The organism is Mycolicibacterium neworleansense, assembly GCF_001245615.1.
GTDB lineage: Bacteria > Actinomycetota > Actinomycetes > Mycobacteriales > Mycobacteriaceae > Mycobacterium > Mycobacterium neworleansense.
Genome location: NZ_CWKH01000001.1, coordinates 1,245,798 through 1,264,699, shown reverse-complemented (window position 1 = coordinate 1,264,699; position 18,902 = coordinate 1,245,798). Strand labels below are relative to the sequence as shown.

Here is an 18,902-nt window from a genome sequence, read left to right as displayed (position 1 = left end):
GTATCAGACCATCGTGTCGGCCGGGGGCAGGCCGAACTCGTTGTTGCCGAAGATCAGGTAGGCGCGCTCGGGATCGTTGGCCGCGTGCACCCGGCCGGCGTGTGCGTCACGCCAGAACCGCTGTACCGGAGCGTCGTTGGACAGCGCGGTGGCACCCGAGGCCTCGAAGAGCCGGTCGATCGAGGCGATCGCGCGGCCGGTGGCACGCACCTGGTCGCGACGGGCGCGGGCGCGCAGCTCGAACGGGATCTCCTCACCGGCGACCAGCAGCGCGTACTCGTCGGCAACGTTGCCCGACAGCTGGCGCCAGGCGGCGTCGATGTCGCTGGCGGCCTCGGCGATCCGGATCTTGGCGAACGGATCGTCCTTGGCCTTCTCGCCGGCGAAGGCGGCGCGGACACGCTTGCCCTGGTGCTCGACGTGGGCGTCGTAGGCGCCGTAGGCCATACCCACGATCGGGGCCGAGATGGTGGTGGGATGAATTGTGCCCCAAGGCATCTTGTAGACCGGGGCGGTGTTGGTCCGATACCCGCCGGCGGTGCCGTCATTCATGGCCTTGTAGGACAGGAAGCGGTGCTTGGGCACGAACACGTCCTTGACCACGACGGTGTTGCTGCCGGTGCCGCGCAGGCCGACGACGTTCCAGACGTCGTCGATCTGGTAGTCGGTCCGCGGGATCAGGAAGCTGCCGAAATCGACCGGCCGGCCGTCCTTGATGACCGGGCCACCGACGAAGGCCCAGGTGGCGTGCGCACTTCCTGACGACCACTGCCATGATCCCGACACCAGATAGCCCCCGTCGATGGCATGGGCCGCACCCATCGGGGCGTACGACGAGGACACGCGTGCGGACGGGTCGTCACCCCAGACGTCTTCCTGGGCCTGCTGATCGAACAGCGCCAGGTGCCAGTTGTGCACGGCCAGCACACCCGCCACCCAGCCGGTCGAACCACAGGCGCTGGCCAGCCGGCGCACTGCCTCGCAGTAGATGGTGGGGTCGCACTGCAGACCGCCCCACTGCTCGGGCTGCAGCAGGGTGAAGAACCCGATGTCCTCGAGCGCTGTCAGGGACTCGTCGGGGATCGCCCGCAAATCCTCGGTGGACTGGGCCCGCTCGCGCAGCAGCGGCAACAACTCGTCGACGCCCGCCAGAACTGTTCGGGTGTCGTGAACCGCCCGGGTAGTACCTTGCTGAACAGAAGTCACTGAACTGCCTTCCCAACGCTGCGCTGATTGAGACCGAGGTCTGTGTCGACCGGGGTCAGGGTTTCTTGCTGCCGGAGGTTCTCCGCGACTTCTTGGCGCCAGTACTCGTTGGCGGCCGTGGTATCCACCTCGTACTCGAAGCGATCGGTCATGTCCGCGGTGACGTCGGCGGCGTCGACATAGAACTGCTCGTACCACCGTCGCAGCTGATAGACCGGACCGTCCTCCTCCACCAGAAGTGGATTGTCGATACGCGTCTTGTTCTTCCATATCTCGACGTCTTGCAGAAAGCCACGGCTGACACCATCGGTGAACGCCCGCAACAGCATGTCGGTGGCCTCGTCGCTCAGGCCTTGCGGGCGACATACCATGATTCCCCATTGCAGCACAAAGGAATCCGGCGTCACGGGGTAGTGGCAGTTGACCAGGATCGCTTCAACTTCGTACCCGCTGTAGCTGTTGTGCAGGCGGTTGATCATGAACGACGGCCCGAAGTAGGACGCCTCGGAATCGAGGATCTGCTCGCCGGCATAGTGCGAACCGCCCAGGTTGACGTCGGGCCTGCCGATTGTCCGAAGGTACTGCGACGCCACCTGGCCTTCGAACACGTTCTTGAAATAGGTCGGAAAGCCGAAATGGATGTAGTAAAAATGCGCCATGTCGACGATGTTGTCGACAATCTCTCGACAGTTCGAGCCGATGAGCTCAGTGCGCCAAGACCATTCCGTCCAGCCGTCGTCACGAAACTCAGGAATGTCGGGGATGTCCAGATGCGGCGACGGTGCACCGCCCTCTGGGTCATGCCAGACGAACAAGAGACCTGCACGGATACTCGATATCCACACACGTGTACGAGCAAGTCGGGGAGCGCGCTTCGCATACGGGACCTGTGTACAGCGGCCATTGCCGGCCCACCTCCAGTCGTGGAACGGGCACGCAACGGCATCACCTTTGATCTCGCCTTGCGAGAGGTCGCCACCGAGATGTCGGCAGTACGCGTCAAGCACGTGCACCGCGCCCTCACTGTCGGCGAAGACCACCAACTTCGTTCCGAATGCGTTGATCGAGTGCGGCTTTCCGTCAACGAACTCTGACAGCATGCCCAGACAATGCCAGCCCCGGGCAAATCGCGTCGGAGCCGTCCCGACATCGATCTCACGCACCGCGGCACCAGTCGAATCGTTGGACAATCCGTTACCTCCAGCCACCTAACGGGAAACGAGAACACGTTCCTTAATTCGCTGGATTGCTACACTAAGGGCAGGCCGAAGCGGTCGAATAGGGACGAAGGTCCCTAGTTTGGGCCGTCCCGATGCGACCCCGGCGCGGTCCGCCGCATCGGGCTGTCCCTATTGGCGTGCATACGGATCAGCCGCAGCCAGGATGAACTTTGTTGGCATGCAATACGATTCATGGTTCGAACATGGAGCTAGGGACTAAAGGCCCTTTTGTGGACAGGTGCCCAGGGCAATAGTGATGGTGCGCTGCTACATCGCAGAGCCCGAGAATGTGGAATGTGGGGAGCCCTCAGCCATGGCCAATCTGAATCTCGCGGAAGGCTTCGATCCTCTCGACGCTCATCAAGCACTGGCAAGTCGACTACGGCGGCCACTGACGCCGCACAGCGAAACCCTATTGGGCACCGGTCCATTTCGTTTCTGATTCCATCGAAAGGTTGTTTGTGCAGGTCACCAGCGTCGGGCATGCCGGCTTCCTGATCGAGACCAAGGCTGGCAGCATTCTGTGCGACCCCTGGGTCAACCCCGCCTATTTTGCCTCGTGGTTCCCGTTCCCCGACAACAGCGGACTGGACTGGGACACCCTCGGCGACGTCGACTACCTCTACGTGTCGCACCTGCACAAGGATCACTTCGACCCGCAGAATTTGAGCCGCCACGTCAACAAGGACGCGGTGGTGCTGCTGCCCGACTTCCCGGTGCCGGATTTGCAGCGCGAACTGCAGGCGCTGGGCTTTCACCGGTTCTTCGAGACCACCGATTCGGTCAAGCACACCGTGCGCGGCCCCAAGGGCGAGCTGGACGTGATGATCATCGCCCTGCGCGCACCGGCCGACGGACCGATCAGCGAGTCGGTCCTGTGTCCTCGAGGTAGACCAAGCCGTTGCCGTCAACATGAACGACGCGCGCCCAGTGGATCTGGACATGCTGCACACCGATTTCGGTCAGATCGACGTGCACATGCTGCAGTACTCGGGCGCCATCTGGTATCCGATGGTCTATGACATGCCGGCCCGCGCCAAGGAGGCCTTCGGCGTCCAAAAGCGCCAGCGCCAGATGGACCGGTGCCGCCAGTACATCGCGCAGGTCGGTGCGACGTGGGTGATCCCGTCGGCCGGGCCGCCGTGCTTTTTGGATGCCGAGCTGCGTGATCTCAACGACGACCACGGCGACCCGGCCAACATCTTCCCCGACCAGGTGGTGTTCCTCGATCAGATGCGGCGCCACGGCCATGACGGCGGCCTGCTGATGATCCCGGGCAGCACCGCGGATTTCACCGGCTCGCAACTGGATTCGCTGACGCATCCGGTGCCGGATCCGGAGACGATCTTCACCACCGGCAAAGCCGCCTACATCGAAGAGTACGCCGCGCGGATGGCCCCGGTGCTGGCCGCGCAGAAGGCGTCATGGGCGCCCGCGGCCGGGGAATCCCTGCTGCCCGGGCTGCGGGCGTTGTTCGAGCCGATCATGAGCCAGACCGACCAGATCTGCGACGGTATCGGTTACCCGGTGGAACTGCGCCTGTCCGGGCCCGACCACACCGAGACCGTGGTCCTGGATTTCCCGAAACGTCTTGTGCGCGAACCTATCGCGGACGAGAAGTTCCGCTACGGATTCGCCATCCCGCCCGAGCTGGTGCGCACCGTGCTGCGCGACAACGAGCCGGACTGGGTCAACACCATCTTCCTGTCCACCCGGTTCAAAGCCTGGCGCGTCGGCGGCTACAACGAGTACCTGTACACCTTCTTCAAGTGCCTGACCGATGAACGCATCGCCTACGCCGACGGCTGGTTCGCCGAGGCCCACGACGATTCCTCGTCGATCACCCTGGACGGCTACCAGATCCAGCGCCGATGCCCACACCTGAAAGCCGACCTGTCCAAATTCGGTGTGGTGGAGGGCAACACCCTCACCTGCAACCTGCACGGCTGGCAGTGGAACCTGGACAACGGCAAATGCCTGACCACCAAGGGCCACGAGCTAGCGACCAGCCCCCGTACCCGGTCGACTGACTGACCACCTTTCGGAGCGTGCCTCCTCGATCGCAAGGCGGCACGCCTACCGTGTCGCGCAGGCGGTCAGCAGTGACTCGGCCGCGCGGGTAGCCGTCCCGACACACGCTGGAACCCCGACTCCATCCAGGTATGCGCCTGCCACCACCAGCGTTGGCGGCAGCCCAGCCCGTAGCTCGGTGATCACCCCTCGGTGGCCCGGCTGGTACTGCGGGATCGCGTCCATCCAGCGATGCACGTGAGAGTCCACGGGCTCCACGGCAATGCCGAAGAGGGTGACCAGATCCTGTTGTGCCCAGGACAGCAGGTCGTCGTCAGTGGCGTTGCGGGCCAGTTCGTCGCCCAGTCGGCCGAACGACAGCCGGACCAGTTCTACATCGCCGCACCGGCCCCATTTCCGCGACGACAGGGTGATCGCCTTACAGCGCAGCTTTTCTCCGCTGGCCGCCAAGACCCCCGACTGCTGGGGCAGCGGTGTGCCCGCTGGAAGAGCCAGCCCTACAACGGCCACCGAGGCGACGGGTATGCGGCGCGCAGCTGCCGCGCTGTGCGGCGCGAGGTGCTCGATCAGTGAGGGCAGGCGTGGCGCCGGAACAGCAATCACGACTGCATCGGCCGGCCAGTAGCCACCTTCTTCATCGATCACCTCCCAGCCACCGGTGGTGCTGTCGATTCGCTGGACACCCTTCTGAATCCAATGGGCACCGGCCCGGTGACGTAGTTCGTCGACCAGCACTGAGTAGCCACCCCGCACCGCACCGAAGGCCGACCCGAAAACCGGGGCTGGCAATGCCCTGCGCACCGCCTCGGTCAAGCTCGTCGCGCCGCGATCGAGCGCGACAGCCACGGCCGGGGCAGCCGCGCGCAAGCCAATGCTCGCCGCCGATCCCGCATACACACCGGCCAGCAGGGGGTCCACCGACCTGGTTACGACCTGCTGCCCGAACCGATCGCCGACCAGTTCCGCGACGGTCGGATCAGCGCCGACGTTCCAGGTCAGCGGGCGGATGCGTTCGTCGAGAACTTGAGCGATCGATGCGTTGTCCACCAGGTCGAGCATCGACGATGCCAACGTCGGGATCCCTTGCACTGCGCCCTGCGGCAACGGGTGCAACTGCCCACAGCTGTAGAGCGACGGCTGCGCACCAGTGGTCTGGATCTGGCGATCGGCCAGCCCGAGCTCGGCCAGCAGAGCCGGCATTTCCGGCCTGCGGGTGATGAAGGCCTCGGCGCCGATGTCGAATGGTTGCCCGCCAAGACGCACGGTGCGCAGTACGCCGCCGAGCCGATCAGCGCCGTCGAACAACGTGATCGACGCGTCCGGACCGGCGGACCTTCGAAGCCGGTAGGCGGCTACCAGACCCGAGATTCCGCCACCGACAATGCAATACGAAAGGCCCATAGGACTATCCCTCTTCCGGCACCGTCGTCAAATGAGCGGTGTCACTTGGACGATCCACCGATCCGCTGCCGGCTGCTAGAGCAGAAAGACCCTCGATGTGGAACTACCAGTTCCAGTCGTCGTCGGTGGTCGTGACCGCGGTTCCGATGACGTACGCGTTGCCGCTGCCAGAGAAGAAGTCGTGGTTCTCGGCTGCCCCGGGGTCGAGCGCGGACAGGATCTCCACGGGAGCCTGGCTGTCGGCGCGCGCGAACAATGGGTCGAAGCCAAGGTTGGCGAGGGCTTTGTTGGCGTTGTAGCGCATATAGGGCAGCACTGGATCTGTCATGCCCAGCGGGTCGTAGAGATAGCGGGCGTAGTCAGTTTCGTTGTCGTAGAGCTCGGTGAGCATGGCGTAGGCGAACTCGCGCAATTCGTTTTGCCGCGCGGTCGTTTCGTAGTGAAATCCGCGTTGGAACTTGTAGCCGATGTAGTGCCCGTGCACGGCCTCGTCGCGAATGATCAACCGGATGATGTCGGCGGTATTGGGCAGGATCGAGTGTGCTGCCCAATACAGCGGCAAGTAGAAGCCGCTGTAGAACATGAACGACTCCAGCATGACCGAGCTGATCTTCTTTTTCAGCGGGTCGTTGCCGCGGTAGTAGTCGTGGACGATATGAGCCTTGCGCTGTAGGTAGATATTGCTGCGTGACCACGCGAACGCATCGGAGATCTCGCGTGTGGAGCACAGGGTGGAGAAGATGGAGCTGTAACTCTTGGCATGAACCGACTCCATGAACGCCATGTTCGTATAGACGGCCTCTTCGTGTGGGGTCAGCGAATCTGCGAGCATTTCAACGCATCCCACGGTTCCCTGCATGGTGTCGAGCAGCGTGAGGCCGGTGAATACCCGTATGGTGAGCAGTTGCTGGGCTTCACTGAGGCTGTTCCAGCTGGCCAGGTCATTGGACAATGGCACTTTCTCGGGGAGCCAGAAGTTGGCTGTCAACCGATTCCATACTTCGATGTCCCGGTAGTCGGTGACTGCGTTCCAGTTGATCGCTTCCAGAGGCTCCGGTAGCGGCTCGTCCGCGCTCGGCATGGTCATGGTTCGTTGTTGTGGCCGACGTGGGCTTCGAGGCGCATCCGCTCGACCATGTGGGGGTAGTGCAACTCGAATGCGGGGCGCTCCGAACGGATGCGGGGCAGCTCGGTGAAGTTGTGCCGCGGCGGCGGGCAGGAGGTCGCCCACTCCAGCGAGTTGCCGTGGCCCCAGGGGTCGTCGACGGTGACGGGTTCGCCGTAGCGCCAGCTCTTGAACACGTTCCACACAAACGGCAGTACCGAGATGCCCAGGATGAAGGATCCGATGGTGGAGACCACATTCAATGTGGTGAACCCATCGGTGGGCAGGTAGTCGGCGTAGCGGCGCGGCATGCCCTCGTCACCGACCCAGTGCTGCACCAGGAAGGTGAGGTGGAAGCCGATGAAGGTCAGCCAGAAATGCACTTTCGCCAGGCGTTCATCGAGCAGACGTCCGGTCATCTTCGGGAACCAGAAGTACACGCCGGCGTAGGTGGCGAACACGATGGTGCCGAACAGGGTGTAGTGGAAGTGCGCGACGACGAAATAGCTCTCGGTGACGTGGAAGTCGATCGGCGGGCTGGCCAGCAGCACGCCGGACAAACCGCCCAGCAGGAACGTGACCAGGAAGCCGATCGAGAACAGCATCGGGGATTCGAAGGTGAGTTGGCCGCGCCACATGGTGCCCACCCAGTTGAAGAACTTGATGCCGGTCGGCACCGCGATCAGGAACGTCATGAAGGAGAAGAACGGCAGCAGGACCGCGCCGGTGGCGTACATGTGGTGCGCCCAAACAGCCACGGACAGAGCGGCGATGCTGATGGTGGCGTAGACCAGTGTGGTGTAACCGAAGATCGGCTTGCGGCTGAACACCGGAATGATCTCGGATACGACACCGAAGAACGGCAGGGCCAGGACGTAGACCTCGGGGTGGCCGAAGAACCAGAACAGATGTTGGAACAGCATGAGGCCGCCGTTGGCGGGGTCGTAGATGTGGGCGCCGAGCCGGCGGTCGGCGGCCAGTCCGAACATCGCGGCGGTCAGCAGGGGGAACACGATCACCACCAGCATGGAGGTGATCAGGATGTTCCAGGTGAAGATCGGCATCCGGAACATCGTCATACCTGGGGCGCGCATGCAGACCACGGTGGTGATCATGTTGACCGCGCCGAGAATGGTGCCCAGACCACCGACGGCGATTCCCAGGATCCACAGGTCCGCTCCGGCGCCGGGGGAGTGAATGGCGTCGCTGAGCGGGGTGTAGGCGGTCCAGCCGAAATCGGCTGCGCCACCGGGGGTGATGAAGCCGCCGAGGGCGATCAGCGCTCCGAACAGGAACAGCCAATATGAGAGGGCGTTCAGCCGCGGGAACGCCACGTCGGGCGCGCCGATCTGCAGCGGGAGCACCAGGTTGGCGAACCCGAACACGATCGGGGTGGCATAGAACAGCAGCATCACCGTGCCGTGCATGGTGAACAGCTGGTTGAACTGCTCATTGGATAAGAACTGCATCCCGGGTTCGGTCAGTTCGGTGCGCATCAATAGCGCCATCACGCCGCCGATCCCGAAGAACGTGAAACACGTGACGCAGTACATGATGCCGATCAGCTTGTGATCGGTCGTGGTGATGAGTTTGTAGATCAGGTTGCCCTTGGGGCCTGTCCGTTCCGGAAACGGACGACGTGCCTGGAGTTCTCCGATTGGAGGGGCTTCGGCAGTCACTGACAGATCTCCTCTCTATACCCACACCCACGCACCGACGAAGGGCTGAATCGGCGGTTCTCAGGATCAGGCAGTTGGCGGCGCTTTCCGCAAGGTGTCCGGTTGGCTATCCACTGTTTCTCGCTCGGTCCCCGCACGGAAGGGCCATAAGTCCTCTATCGGGACGTGTCGTCAAAGGGTGAGCTCTGGAGGAGAAAGTCCATGCAGCATAGGGTCTTTCGTAATCGATCTGACGCCGAAGGTCCCCAAGAATCAGAGTATGGAGCGGCCTTTGTCCTCTGTCCATCGTGCGGCGGGCCTCAGCACGATGGAAGGCGGGATTCAAACAAGGAGGTTTCTGTTGATGCACTTCACCTTCGGCGCCGGACGTTGTTGGATCGTGCGGGCGCTGGGCGCCAATCCCATAATTCGGCTGACTGACCGGGCGGAGGCGGTCGGCGCCGTCGTGGTCATCATTCTGATTCTGACTGCGACGGCAATCACTGGCGCGATCAGCACCGCGGCCCATGACAGCCGATCACATCTGTATGCCCAACAGGCGGCGTCTCGCCACACCGTGCAGGCCCGCGTGACGGCCCCGAGTAAGGAGGCGATCGGGAGGACCGGAAGGCAGTTCGAAACACCGGCTCGCTGGCCGACCCCGTTCGGAGAGCGTTCTGGCTCAGTCTTTCTGAGCCACGCGGCGGAAGCGGGCAGTCAGGTCGATATCTTGGTCGATTCCACCGGTCGGCAAGTGCCCCCACCACCACCTTCTTGGCAAGCCGGCGTGGACGCGGCTTCCATCGGAGTTGCGGTGTGGCTGATTTCTATTGGCGTGATTGGGCTGGCAGCGTCCTTAACGCAGCAGTGGTTGGTGCGGCTGCGTTATCGAAAGTGGGACGACGAGTTGCGGTTGCTGAAAAGCGATACCGGAGGGCTCAGCGGGAAGCAACGTTGAGACCTGATCGAAAATAACACCGTCCCAACGCCTTTTGGCCTATGTGGCATTGATGTGTGGAAGGTACGTCCGGTGGATGCAGACGTTATTGTCATCGGTGCTGGCTTAGCAGGTCTGGCCGCTGTCCACGAACTGACCAGGCGGGGCAAGAAGGTTGCCCTGGTCGATCAGGAAGGACCCGCCAACTTGGGTGGACAAGCCTTCTGGTCGCTGGGTGGAATCTTTCTGGTCGACAGTCCTGAGCAACGGCGTCTCAGAGTGAGGGACACGGTTGCGCTTGCCTGGGCGGACTGGCAGGGCAGTGCCCAGTTCGATCGTCTTGACGACCAGGATCTTTGGGCGAACAGATGGGCCCGAGCCTATGTGGAATTCGCCGCGGGGGAATTGCGGCCGTGGCTGGCCAGTCACGGTGTGAGATTCCTGCCAAGCGTGGGATGGGCGGAGCGTGGCGACCTGTGTGCCAGTGGACATGGCAACTCGGTGCCTCGATTTCACATCGTCTGGGGCGCCGGCCCTGGTTTGGTGGCACCGTTCGTCAACTTGGCCAGACAGGCCGAGATCGACAGACACGTAAGGTTTTACCACCGGCACCGTGTCGATGAGCTACTCGTCAACTCGGGAGCGGTTGTCGGCGTGCGTGGCACAGTGCTGGCGCCCGACACGTCCCCTCGAGGCGTCTCGACAAATCGGGATCCGCATGGCGAGTTCGAACTCACCGCCGCGGCGGTCATCCTCGCGGCCGGCGGTATCGGCGGGAACCAGGAGATGGTGCGTCAGTTCTGGCCAAAATCCCTTGGCAGTCCACCGAAGAACATGATCACCGGTGTTCCCGCCCACGTCGATGGTCGCATGCTCACCATTGCCGCCGATTCCGGTGCGCGACTGGTCAACCGCGACCGCATGTGGCACTACACCGAAGGGGTACGCGACTGGAGTCCGGTCTGGCCCCATCACGCGATCCGCATTCTGCCCGGGCCGTCGTCGATGTGGTTCGATGCCCTGGGGCGACGACTGCCCGAACCGTATCTGCCGGGCTACGACACCCTCGGCACCCTGCGCCATCTGCGCACGGATCCCGATATCGCCGCCTACGACCATTCGTGGTTCATACTCAACCAGAAGATCATCGAGGAAGAGTTCGCGCTGTCTGGTTCCGAACAGAACCTCGACATCACCAAGAAGAGCGTCGGGGCAGTGGTCCGAGACCGCCTGCTCAACACCAGGGCACCCAGGGCTGTCGAGGCATTCAAGCGTCATGGCCCAGACTTCGTGGTGGCCAGGACACTCGACCAGCTCGTGGCGGCCATGAACCGAATGACCGATGAGCCCCTGATCGACCCCTCTCTGGTTCGGGCACAAATCGAGGCGCGCGATCTGCAGGTGGCCAACCCGTTCAGCAAAGACGCACAAGTCCAAGGCATCCGCAATTCGCGACGTTATGCCGGAGATCGTTTGACCCGCACCGCCGTCCCGCACCGGATCCTGGACCCAAAGGCCGGGCCGTTGATCGGCGTGCAACTGCACACCATGACGCGAAAGACGCTGGGCGGCATCCAAACCGATCTTCGCTCACGCGCGCTCGGACTGGACGGGCAACCTATTGACGGGCTCTATGCGGCCGGTGAAGTCGCCGGCTTCGGAGGCGGAGGGCTACACGGGTACAACGCGCTGGAGGGGACGTTCCTCGGTGGCTGTCTGTTCACTGGTCGTACGGCTGGGCGGGCCGCGGCAGACTCACTCTGAGGTTCGGCCACAGGGAACGCCGTGGGGCGGTTCCCTGTCGACGCCGTGACCCGGAATGACGACTGCCGGTGATCCGGCCCACCCACAAGCCAACCTGCACAATGCTTGTCCCGCTACCGTCGGTCAAGCCGGTCTTTCGGCATGGCGAGCTGCACGGCTGAGCCGGCGCTCCTTGGCCGCATCGAACTTCACGCAGGATTCTTCGAGCTTCTCGACCAAGACACCCAGATCGTCCCGCGCCCGCGCTCCGTCGCCGGTGAAATCCTCGCGTTCGAAGATGCGCCACTTCCTGAGCTGAGGCATCACGATCTCCTCCAGGTGGACGCGCGGATCGTAGATGCCACCAACCGCAATGGTCACAGCCTTGCGGCGAAACGCTGGAATGGTGTAACCCGGCATCGTGAAGTTGTTGAGAATCCGGTACACCGAAGCGATGGCCTGATTCGGTGCGAGTTCGAACCCCGCCGCGGAGACGTCGCGGTAGAACAGCATGTGCAGATTCTCGTCGGCCGAAACTCGTTGCAGCAGTTGATCGGCAATCGGGTCATTGCAGGCCTTGCCGGTGTTGCGGTGTGACACCCGGGTGGCCAGTTCCTGGAAGCTCACGTATAGGACGGAATCGAAGAGGCTGTCGGCGAACAGGTTTCCCTGCTGGTTCTGACCGGGGGAGAAGCCGCGGGTGATCTGCTCGACGCGAAGTTCTTCGAGTTCGATCGGGTCGCTGTTTCGCGTCACCACGAGGTAGTCGCGCAGCGCCATGCTGTGCCGGTTCTCTTCAGCCGTCCAGCGGTTGACCCACTGGCCCCAGGCGCCGTCCATGCCCATATTCATCGCAATCTCGCGGTGATAGGAGGGCAGGTTGTCTTCGGTGAGCAGGTTTACCACCATCGCGAGCCTGGCGACCTCCGACAACTGAGACTGGTCCGGGTGCCAATCCTGACCACCCAGGGCGTAGTAGTTCTTGCCGTCCGACCACGGAATGTAGTCGTGCGGACTCCATTCCTTCATCATCGACAGATGCCTGTTGAGCAGGCGCTCTGCCACCGGTTCCAGTTCTTTCAGCAATCGCAGATCGTTCGAGTCCTTCGGCAAAGTCCCTCCTGAGCCCGTACCTGTTACTTGCAGTTTCATTTAACGGGTCCTGTTGGGGCGCGGGTAGGGACTTTTGTCATCGCTCGGTTTTGCGGGGAGGCCTGTTCCTAACAGAGACGTCCGCGCTTCGTTCCAGTATGTGATTGCCAGATCAGGACTTTCGGCCCTGGCGCCCCTACGCGCACTGAGGGTAGTCAGAAGGCATGCGGCAAGCGGTGCGGGCGCAGTTGACAGTTCCACCGCTCCGGCACGCGCGGTCCTATCCACCATGAAGGACGCCCTCAGACCCGCCGAGATATCCACAGGAGGCTGAACAAACATTGTCTGACACAGCGGATTCCGACTCCGCGCTCCGTTCAGAAGGCGACGATACCGCCTCTGAGAAACGGCCACGTTTGTCTCGGAGAGGTTGGGTTCTGCTCGCCACCGCGACTATCCTCGTCCCGCCGCTGTCAGGACTTGCGGGCTGGGAGCTGAACAGCCATGTCAAAAACAGCGGTACGTCCGTGGCAATTGACAGGCAGTGGCTGATCAAGTTGGTGGATCTCGCTGCCCAGTTCCCCTCTGGGTTCCAGCTGGGCTTTGCCGATGCCACTGACGTGACCGAACAGCCTTTTCGTAGGCAGGAGAACTTGACGGACGGCGCCACCGTCATCCCGGCAAACTGCGCCAACCCGGCCGAGTGGAACGGCGGCGAATCACCACCCACAGGGGCTGTCGTCGACAGCCTTACCGGAAGAACGCAGGACCGCCTGCTGGAAGTAACCGCCTTGGTCTCGCCGAAGCCGATACCCGTCCGAGACTTGCCCGCACACTGCGACGCGGTGGTGTTCTACAAGGCGGGCCTCATCCAGGGCTTCACCGGCTCGGTTGCATTACCCCCGATCCCGGAGGGAGTAGCAGTGAAATCGAGCCAGGCCGTGCGGGTCCGCTACACCATCACTGACGGCACCGGACCCAGCATCGACTCTGTCCGCTACGTCTATCGAGCGCTGCTCGACGATCTGCACTCGGTCACCGTCACTCTCACCGGCCAGATCAATGCCGAGCCACTCCGTGACATCGACCCGACTCCGGCCAACGATCTGTTCATACACGCACTGGCAACGCTGAGAACAACCTGACCGCGTGCGAAAGGCAAAGTGGCGGTTCCAGATCCAACGCCGTGCACCGATGCGCCACTCAGCCGACGAGCTCACACCACGGGGTTGGCCTCCGCCGCATAGACACCGAGCAGGTCACGGGCGGAGACGATACCCACCAACACACCAGCACGTTCTACCAGGATGTGCCGGATGTGACGGTCGGTCATCCGAACGGCCACTTGTTCGACGGTATCGGTAGCCTCGCACCAGACCAGATTCGTGCTCGCCACGTCGATTGCGGGAACCGAAGCTGGATCCCGATGGGCGGCGATGACGCGTATCGCGTCACGTTCGCTCACCAGTGCCACGGGCCGGTCCTGGTCGCCGACCACCACCGCGCCGATTCCGGCCTCGGCCATGGTCTCCGCTGCCGTCGCGACTGTCGCGTCGGAGGGCACCCGAACCACTGAATCACCGATGAGATCCGCGACAGAGATCAAGCCGGCTGAGAGAACATTGACCATGGCACGATGGTGGCATCCCGCAGCGGCCGCGGATAGGGACTTAAGTCTTCTAGTCGGCCATTTCCTGTGCCGCGGCGGGGCATCAAACGCACACCGTCCCGTTGCAGTGATACGGGACGTTCGAAACTTTAGAGGGGACTTAAGTCCTCTCGCCTTCGTAATCGACGTCGCGAACACCCCCGATGTGGGAGTGTCAATCATCGCCTCGGCCGCTGGGACCAGGCCAGGGTGTCTAGTGCGGGCCACGTATCGACATCGGAATGGGCTGCGATGCATAAAGTTAACGTTGTGCGGATTTGGACATCGCTCACAAGTCGTGCGCGGGAAGAGGCCGGCTCGCTGTCGCCACATCTGGCATGTTCGGTCTGTGCCGGTGAACTCGGCGTCAGCGGTGCCAGCCTGCTGCTCACTACGGGCCGGTCCACGCTCGAGCTGGCGTCTACCACCAGTCAGCAAGTTCGTGAGTTAGAAGAGCTGCAAGCCAAGGTCGGCGAGGGGCCTGGCATTGATGCGCTGGAATCGGGATGGCCTATTCTCGCCGAGGATCTGAGTTCCCTCAGAAGCAGGCACCGCTGGCCGGTTTTTGCCGCTGAGGCGGTTGGTCGGGGAGTGCAGGCCATGTTCAGCCTTCCGCTGGCATTGGGGGCAGTTCCATTGGGTGTCTTTGACCTCGTCCATGACAGTCCGGTCGATCTGGGGCACCAGCAGTTGCTCGACGCCCTGCTGTACGCTGACACAGCGCTGGCACTGGCGATCGACATCCGTAGCGGGATTACTCCGCCGCTGGGTGTGGGCATCGATCCTGGAGAAGAGCCGGCTCTGTGGCGTTCGGAAGTCCATCAGGCGATCGCACTGACTGCCAATCAGTTGGGCATCACGGTCGTGGATGCCTTGGTGCGCTTGCGCGCATACGCCTTCGGCCACGATCTCACCCTGGCGGATGCCGGCCGGGCTGTGGTTGAACGACGATTCACAATCCGTCTCGACCGGGTAGCCCCCGGACCATCCTGAGGCCGGTGAGAAGTCCCGTGATTGCGTGCTGCCTGTCTGCTGGGTCGGAGGCGGCTCCACGTCGAACCGGCCATCGAGCGACGTGCACGTGACGGTAGTGTGCCCGCGCTACTCGCGGTCCCCGGTCAGAGTCGCCACGTAATCGTCGACGTATCGGGACAAATCGCGAGACGGCCGTCGGTAGTCGGCTGCTTGCACAGGCTGTTCCGGGAGCGTCACTGTCGACCGCTCCACGTCATGATGATCGATGGTGGACAGCAGATGGGCCATCATATTGAGCCGCGCATGCTTCTTGATATCGGATTCGACTATGTACCACGGGCTTTGAGGTGTATCGGTGTGAACCATCATCTGGTCCTTGGCTCGCGAGTAGTCCTCCCAGCGGTACACCGATTCCAGATCCATTGGCGAGAGCTTCCACTGCCGGACGGGGTCGTTCCGTCTCGACTTGAACCGTCGCAATTGTTCTTCGTTGGATACCGAGAACCAGTACTTGCGCAGCAGAATGCCGTCTTCGACCAGCATCTGTTCAAAGATCGGTGTCTGGCGCAGGAAGAGTTGATGCTCTTGCGGCGTGCAAAAGCCCATGACCTGTTCGACGCCTGCTCGGTTGTACCAGGAGCGGTCGAACAGCACGATCTCACCCTTCGCGGGCAGGTGCGCGATGTATCGCTGGAAGTACCACTCGCCCCGTTCGCGCTCGGTTGGTGCCGGGAGCGCGGCCACCCGCGCGATCCGCGGACTGAGGTACTCGGTGATCCGCTTGATGGTGCCGCCTTTACCCGCGGCGTCGCGGCCTTCGAATATCACCACGATGCGCGCACCGGTATGTCTGACCCACTCCTGGACCTTCACGAATTCAGTTTGCAGGCGGAACAATTCAGCCTCATACACCTTGTTCGAGAGCTTCTTCTGGCCGCTGAGCGACGACTTCTTCTTGACCGGTCCGTCTTTGGATGCTGCACCCATACTCAAATTCTAGGACCACAGCATGGGGCTGTTCAGCGGTACGGCAGAGGACCGACACTGCGCCCGGTGCTCCTACGGCAGGTGTCATGCGGTAGATCTCCCCATGGACTGTGGACGGTGGTCGTGTTGTGTTGGAACTTCCGATGAAGTGACATTCGGCCCTGGAACCAACTGGCCCACAAACGATATGTATAGAAGGAGGTCGCGGCACACGTCATGTGCCTCGCTGCAGCGGCAGCCTTCCGCCCTTGGAGGGTGAAACCAGCTAGGGGACAACCTGAGTGAGCCCGCCAGTCACAGTTCCTCCACCGCTCATGGATGACGGCGACAACGCCCGCACCGTCGCCGTGCGCCGCGCACCACAAGACCCGGCTGCACAAACCACCGCACACTACTGTGCGCCAACCAACGCCGAACTCGGATCCGGTGTGCTCTCCATCGTCCGCGGCGCGGCTTCTGGTGCCAAATTCGCGCTCGCCCATCCATACACCACTGCCGGCCGATATCCCGACAGCACAGTCCTTCTCGATCACGTCACTGTCAGCCGCCGGCACGCCGAGTTCCGATGGGTTGACGGCCATTACTGGGTCATCGACACCGGAAGCCTCAACGGTGTCTACGTCAACCAGATCCGGGTTGAGTCTGCGCCCCTGAACAATGGTGACGAGATCTGGATAGGCAAGTTCGACCTCGTATTTACCTGCCGTGAACTCGACGCTACTTGAACGATCGATCGGTCCGCGAGTACGGCCCGATAGGCGCACGCGATGCGATACCTGGACGGGGGGAGTCCGATCACCAACCCGCCGATGAAAACGCATGCTGCGCTGCGTGTTTTCCCCCGTCGATAAGCCTCACATTAACTGATTGTGCCGAATTTTCGACGCTGGAGGGTGCGCCCACTCGCTCAGAGGTGGTTAGCCCGCGCATTACGCCGTTGTACCAGCGTTAGATCGCGATTCATTTCGACGAGGGGAAGGGCCGGGGCTCGGTGGCGCCGACGATCGGATCCGCGCGGCCCGCGGATCAATCGCCAGCGGCCCGTAGCGTGATCTCCGAGATGTTCGTACGGCTCTGCCCGTCGAGGGTGCCCAACTTCGAAATCCACACCAGCACATTGGATGTTTCCGTCTGGTTGTCGACGCTGATGGTGTTGTCGCCCGGCTGCAACACCACGTTCGGCGTCAGCTCGGTGGTCTCGGACAGGCTGTTCGGGTGGGCGCTGTCTGCCGCACGAATCTGGACTTCTGTTCCGGTGCTGGGCACATCGATCGTCACCTCGTTCAGCGCGGTCGGCGAGGGGAGCTGAAGTAGTAGGCCGACGCCTTGTTTGAAGGCCGGGAACGGCGCGGCATCCTGATAGATGTCGGTAGACCACGACGTATCCGGGTTGCCGTCGATGGCCAGACTCGCCTGATCCGGATGGTCTGGTGAGCCGCCGGGGGAGAACACCGTCGCACTCTCGGGCTTCACGATCGGCCCCTGCGCGCTGTGGTCGGACGAGCCCAAACCGCGGATGAGAAGGACAGACGTTGCAACGACCGCCGCGATCACGGCCAAAACCAGCACGATGCGCACCGGACGGGACGTCAAAGCCCGGCGGCGGTTGCCTGGCTTCACTTCGAACGAGTTGCGCCGGCGGCGTCCGCGGGTGCCGGCCGAATGATTGACCACCGAGTCGGCGAACAGCGTTCGGTCGTCCCACGGGCCGCTGACCTCCACCACGTCCCCGTCGGAGAGTTCGCCCGTAATGGAGTTGCCGCGGAGCTCGACCGGCACGACGGTGTGCGCTTCACCGGTCGACTCGTATCGCTCCACGCGGAACGTCCAGACCTCTTCCTCGCCGTCAGGCCCGGTCGGCGTCTTCTGTACGCCGCGGGCGGTGCCCAGGATCGTCAGCATGGCCAACCGCTTGGTTTCCGGTGAGCTGCTCGGCTCGTGGACGTCGGGGATCTGCAGCGGGGCGGTGTGGACACCAGAACCAGGCAGCACCGGCTGGGGCGCGGTCGAGACATTCGTGCTCCCGCCCAGTGCCCGGGCGAAGTCCAGGCACCGCGCGTAGCGCTTATCGGGTTGCTTGGCCAGCGCCTTCGCCATCACCGCGTCCAGATGGGCGAGGTCGCGACGGCGCTCGGACAGCCGGGGCGGCGGCGTATAGAGGTGGTTGCCGGCCTGGACGATGCGATTGGTGTCGTCGAAGAGCGGCGAGCCGGTCAACAGATGGAAGGCGGTCGCCGCCAGGGCGTACTGGTCTGCCCGACCATCGAGCGACTTCCCAGTGAGCTGCTCGGGCGCTACGTACGCGACGGTACCGATCGCCACGTCGGTCTCCGTGAGGCCATTTGCGTCGTCGGCTTCGCGGGCGATACCGAAATCGGTGAGCAATATGCGTCGGCGGGCACTTCCCGACGGGGTGGTGACCAGGATGTTCGCCGGTTTGACGTCGCGGTGCAGCAGGTTCCGTTCATGCGCGACGTCGAGGGCTTCGGCGACTGCCGTGACGATCTCCACCACATCCTGCAAGGGCATCCCAGACGGGTGCTGCTCGATCAAGTGCTTGGCGTCGGTGCCTTCGACGTAGTCCATCGAGATCCACAGCCGGCCGCCGAACTCGCCCCGGTCGTGCACCCCGACGATATGCGGATGCCACAACGATGCGGCCAACTCCGCCTCCCGGTTGAACCGTGCGCGGAACTCGTCATCGCGCGTGGTGCTCACCGAAAGAATCTTGAGTGCATCCAGACGGGGAAGGCGAGGATGCTGGGCTAGGTAGACCTCGCCCATGCCACCGGCGCCCAGGAGCCGCTGAATGGTGTACCCGGCAAAGACGTCACCGGCATTGAACGGCATGTTCGCAGCCTACAAAGGACGGCAACTCGAGCGCGAACAGATGTTCGTC

Annotated in this window: 14 protein-coding genes and 1 pseudogene; 6 read left to right on the top strand and 9 right to left on the bottom strand. The window is 62.8% G+C overall.

Annotation, left to right across the window (positions count from 1 at the left end; translation table 11 throughout):
* Nucleotides 1-3 precede the first annotated feature (3 nt).
* Nucleotides 4-1,206: a 3-hydroxy-9,10-secoandrosta-1,3,5(10)-triene-9,17-dione monooxygenase oxygenase subunit gene (gene hsaA, locus BN2156_RS06030; RefSeq protein ID WP_090511326.1), complete on the bottom strand. Its 1,203-nt coding sequence runs from the start codon at nt 1,204-1,206 to the stop codon at nt 4-6.
* Nucleotides 1,203-2,396 (bottom strand): 3-ketosteroid-9-alpha-monooxygenase, oxygenase component, encoded by a 1,194-nt coding sequence (locus tag BN2156_RS06025; protein ID WP_090511324.1) that lies wholly within the window; start codon nt 2,394-2,396, stop codon nt 1,203-1,205. Before BN2156_RS06025 ends, hsaA begins: the two co-directional genes overlap by 4 nt.
* 491 nt (nt 2,397-2,887) lie before the next feature.
* Here BN2156_RS06025 and BN2156_RS06020 point away from each other — a divergent pair.
* Nucleotides 2,888-4,460 (top strand): annotated as a pseudogene (locus BN2156_RS06020) (Rieske 2Fe-2S domain-containing protein).
* A 42-nt stretch (nt 4,461-4,502) separates the two neighbouring features.
* Here BN2156_RS06020 and BN2156_RS06015 read toward each other — a convergent pair.
* The 3 genes from BN2156_RS06015 to ctaD all read right to left on the bottom strand — a co-directional run bounded on the left by BN2156_RS06015 (nt 4,503) and on the right by ctaD (nt 8,642).
* A complete protein-coding gene (locus BN2156_RS06015) occupies nt 4,503-5,858 on the bottom strand; it encodes a protoporphyrinogen oxidase (RefSeq protein WP_090511322.1) in 1,356 nt (451 codons plus the stop codon).
* Nucleotides 5,859-5,961: 103 nt separating this feature from the next.
* A complete protein-coding gene (gene nrdF, locus BN2156_RS06010) occupies nt 5,962-6,945 on the bottom strand; it encodes a class 1b ribonucleoside-diphosphate reductase subunit beta (RefSeq protein ID WP_235625217.1) in 984 nt (327 codons plus the stop codon).
* Nucleotides 6,942-8,642, bottom strand: coding sequence for an aa3-type cytochrome oxidase subunit I (gene ctaD, locus BN2156_RS06005; protein WP_090511320.1), 1,701 nt, complete (start codon nt 8,640-8,642; stop codon nt 6,942-6,944). Before ctaD ends, nrdF begins: the two co-directional genes overlap by 4 nt.
* A gap of 343 nt (nt 8,643-8,985) precedes the next feature.
* Between ctaD and BN2156_RS06000 the strand changes: the two genes are divergently transcribed.
* Nucleotides 8,986-9,579 carry an Rv1733c family protein gene (locus BN2156_RS06000; protein WP_131725132.1) on the top strand — a complete coding sequence of 198 codons (594 nt, stop codon included), beginning with the start codon at nt 8,986-8,988 and terminating at the stop codon, nt 9,577-9,579.
* A 72-nt stretch (nt 9,580-9,651) separates the two neighbouring features.
* The gene (locus BN2156_RS05995; protein WP_090511316.1) at nt 9,652-11,322 is read left to right on the top strand and encodes an FAD-binding dehydrogenase; all 1,671 of its coding nucleotides are present in this window, start codon (nt 9,652-9,654) and stop codon (nt 11,320-11,322) included.
* A gap of 123 nt (nt 11,323-11,445) precedes the next feature.
* Here the strand turns inward: BN2156_RS05995 and BN2156_RS05990 are convergent, their stop codons facing one another.
* Entirely contained in the window at nt 11,446-12,453 is a 1,008-nt protein-coding gene (locus tag BN2156_RS05990) for an acyl-ACP desaturase (protein ID WP_090511313.1), read from the bottom strand.
* 281 nt (nt 12,454-12,734) lie between these two features.
* On the opposite strand from BN2156_RS05990, the gene BN2156_RS05985 reads away from it, so the two are divergent.
* A complete protein-coding gene (locus BN2156_RS05985; RefSeq protein WP_131725131.1) occupies nt 12,735-13,538 on the top strand; it encodes a DUF5642 family protein in 804 nt (267 codons plus the stop codon).
* A gap of 71 nt (nt 13,539-13,609) precedes the next feature.
* On the opposite strand, the gene BN2156_RS05980 is transcribed toward BN2156_RS05985, so the two are convergent.
* Nucleotides 13,610-14,023 (bottom strand): CBS domain-containing protein, encoded by a 414-nt coding sequence (locus BN2156_RS05980; RefSeq protein ID WP_090511310.1) that lies wholly within the window; start codon nt 14,021-14,023, stop codon nt 13,610-13,612.
* Between the two features lie 288 nt (nt 14,024-14,311).
* Between BN2156_RS05980 and BN2156_RS30520 the strand changes: the two genes are divergently transcribed.
* Nucleotides 14,312-15,034: a GAF and ANTAR domain-containing protein gene (locus BN2156_RS30520; RefSeq protein WP_131725130.1), complete on the top strand. Its 723-nt coding sequence runs from the start codon at nt 14,312-14,314 to the stop codon at nt 15,032-15,034.
* Nucleotides 15,035-15,142: 108 nt separating this feature from the next.
* On the opposite strand, the gene ppk2 is transcribed toward BN2156_RS30520, so the two are convergent.
* Nucleotides 15,143-16,003: a polyphosphate kinase 2 gene (ppk2, locus tag BN2156_RS05970; protein ID WP_090511305.1), complete on the bottom strand. Its 861-nt coding sequence runs from the start codon at nt 16,001-16,003 to the stop codon at nt 15,143-15,145.
* Nucleotides 16,004-16,317: 314 nt separating this feature from the next.
* On the opposite strand from ppk2, the gene BN2156_RS05965 reads away from it, so the two are divergent.
* A complete protein-coding gene (locus BN2156_RS05965; protein ID WP_090511303.1) occupies nt 16,318-16,728 on the top strand; it encodes an FHA domain-containing protein in 411 nt (136 codons plus the stop codon).
* Nucleotides 16,729-17,029: 301 nt separating this feature from the next.
* Here BN2156_RS05965 and BN2156_RS05960 read toward each other — a convergent pair whose 3' ends face one another.
* On the bottom strand, nt 17,030-18,853 hold the full coding sequence (locus tag BN2156_RS05960) for a serine/threonine-protein kinase (RefSeq protein WP_090511301.1): 1,824 nt from the start codon (nt 18,851-18,853) through the stop codon (nt 17,030-17,032).
* Nucleotides 18,854-18,902 lie beyond the last annotated feature (49 nt).

Excerpts from the sequence above, each read along its gene's own strand:
- BN2156_RS06000 (WP_131725132.1), top strand. The coding sequence starts at position 8,986 with ATGCACTTCACCTTCGGCGCCGGACGTTGTTGGATCGTGCGGGCGCTG.
- BN2156_RS05980 (WP_090511310.1), bottom strand. The coding sequence starts at position 14,023 with ATGGTCAATGTTCTCTCAGCCGGCTTGATCTCTGTCGCGGATCTCATC.
- BN2156_RS05960 (WP_090511301.1), bottom strand. The coding sequence starts at position 18,853 with ATGCCGTTCAATGCCGGTGACGTCTTTGCCGGGTACACCATTCAGCGG.
- BN2156_RS06015 (WP_090511322.1), bottom strand. The coding sequence starts at position 5,858 with ATGGGCCTTTCGTATTGCATTGTCGGTGGCGGAATCTCGGGTCTGGTA.
- nrdF (WP_235625217.1), bottom strand. The coding sequence starts at position 6,945 with ATGACCATGCCGAGCGCGGACGAGCCGCTACCGGAGCCTCTGGAAGCG.
- BN2156_RS05990 (WP_090511313.1), bottom strand. The coding sequence starts at position 12,453 with ATGAAACTGCAAGTAACAGGTACGGGCTCAGGAGGGACTTTGCCGAAG.
- ppk2 (WP_090511305.1), bottom strand. The coding sequence starts at position 16,003 with ATGGGTGCAGCATCCAAAGACGGACCGGTCAAGAAGAAGTCGTCGCTC.
- BN2156_RS05965 (WP_090511303.1), top strand. The coding sequence starts at position 16,318 with ATGGATGACGGCGACAACGCCCGCACCGTCGCCGTGCGCCGCGCACCA.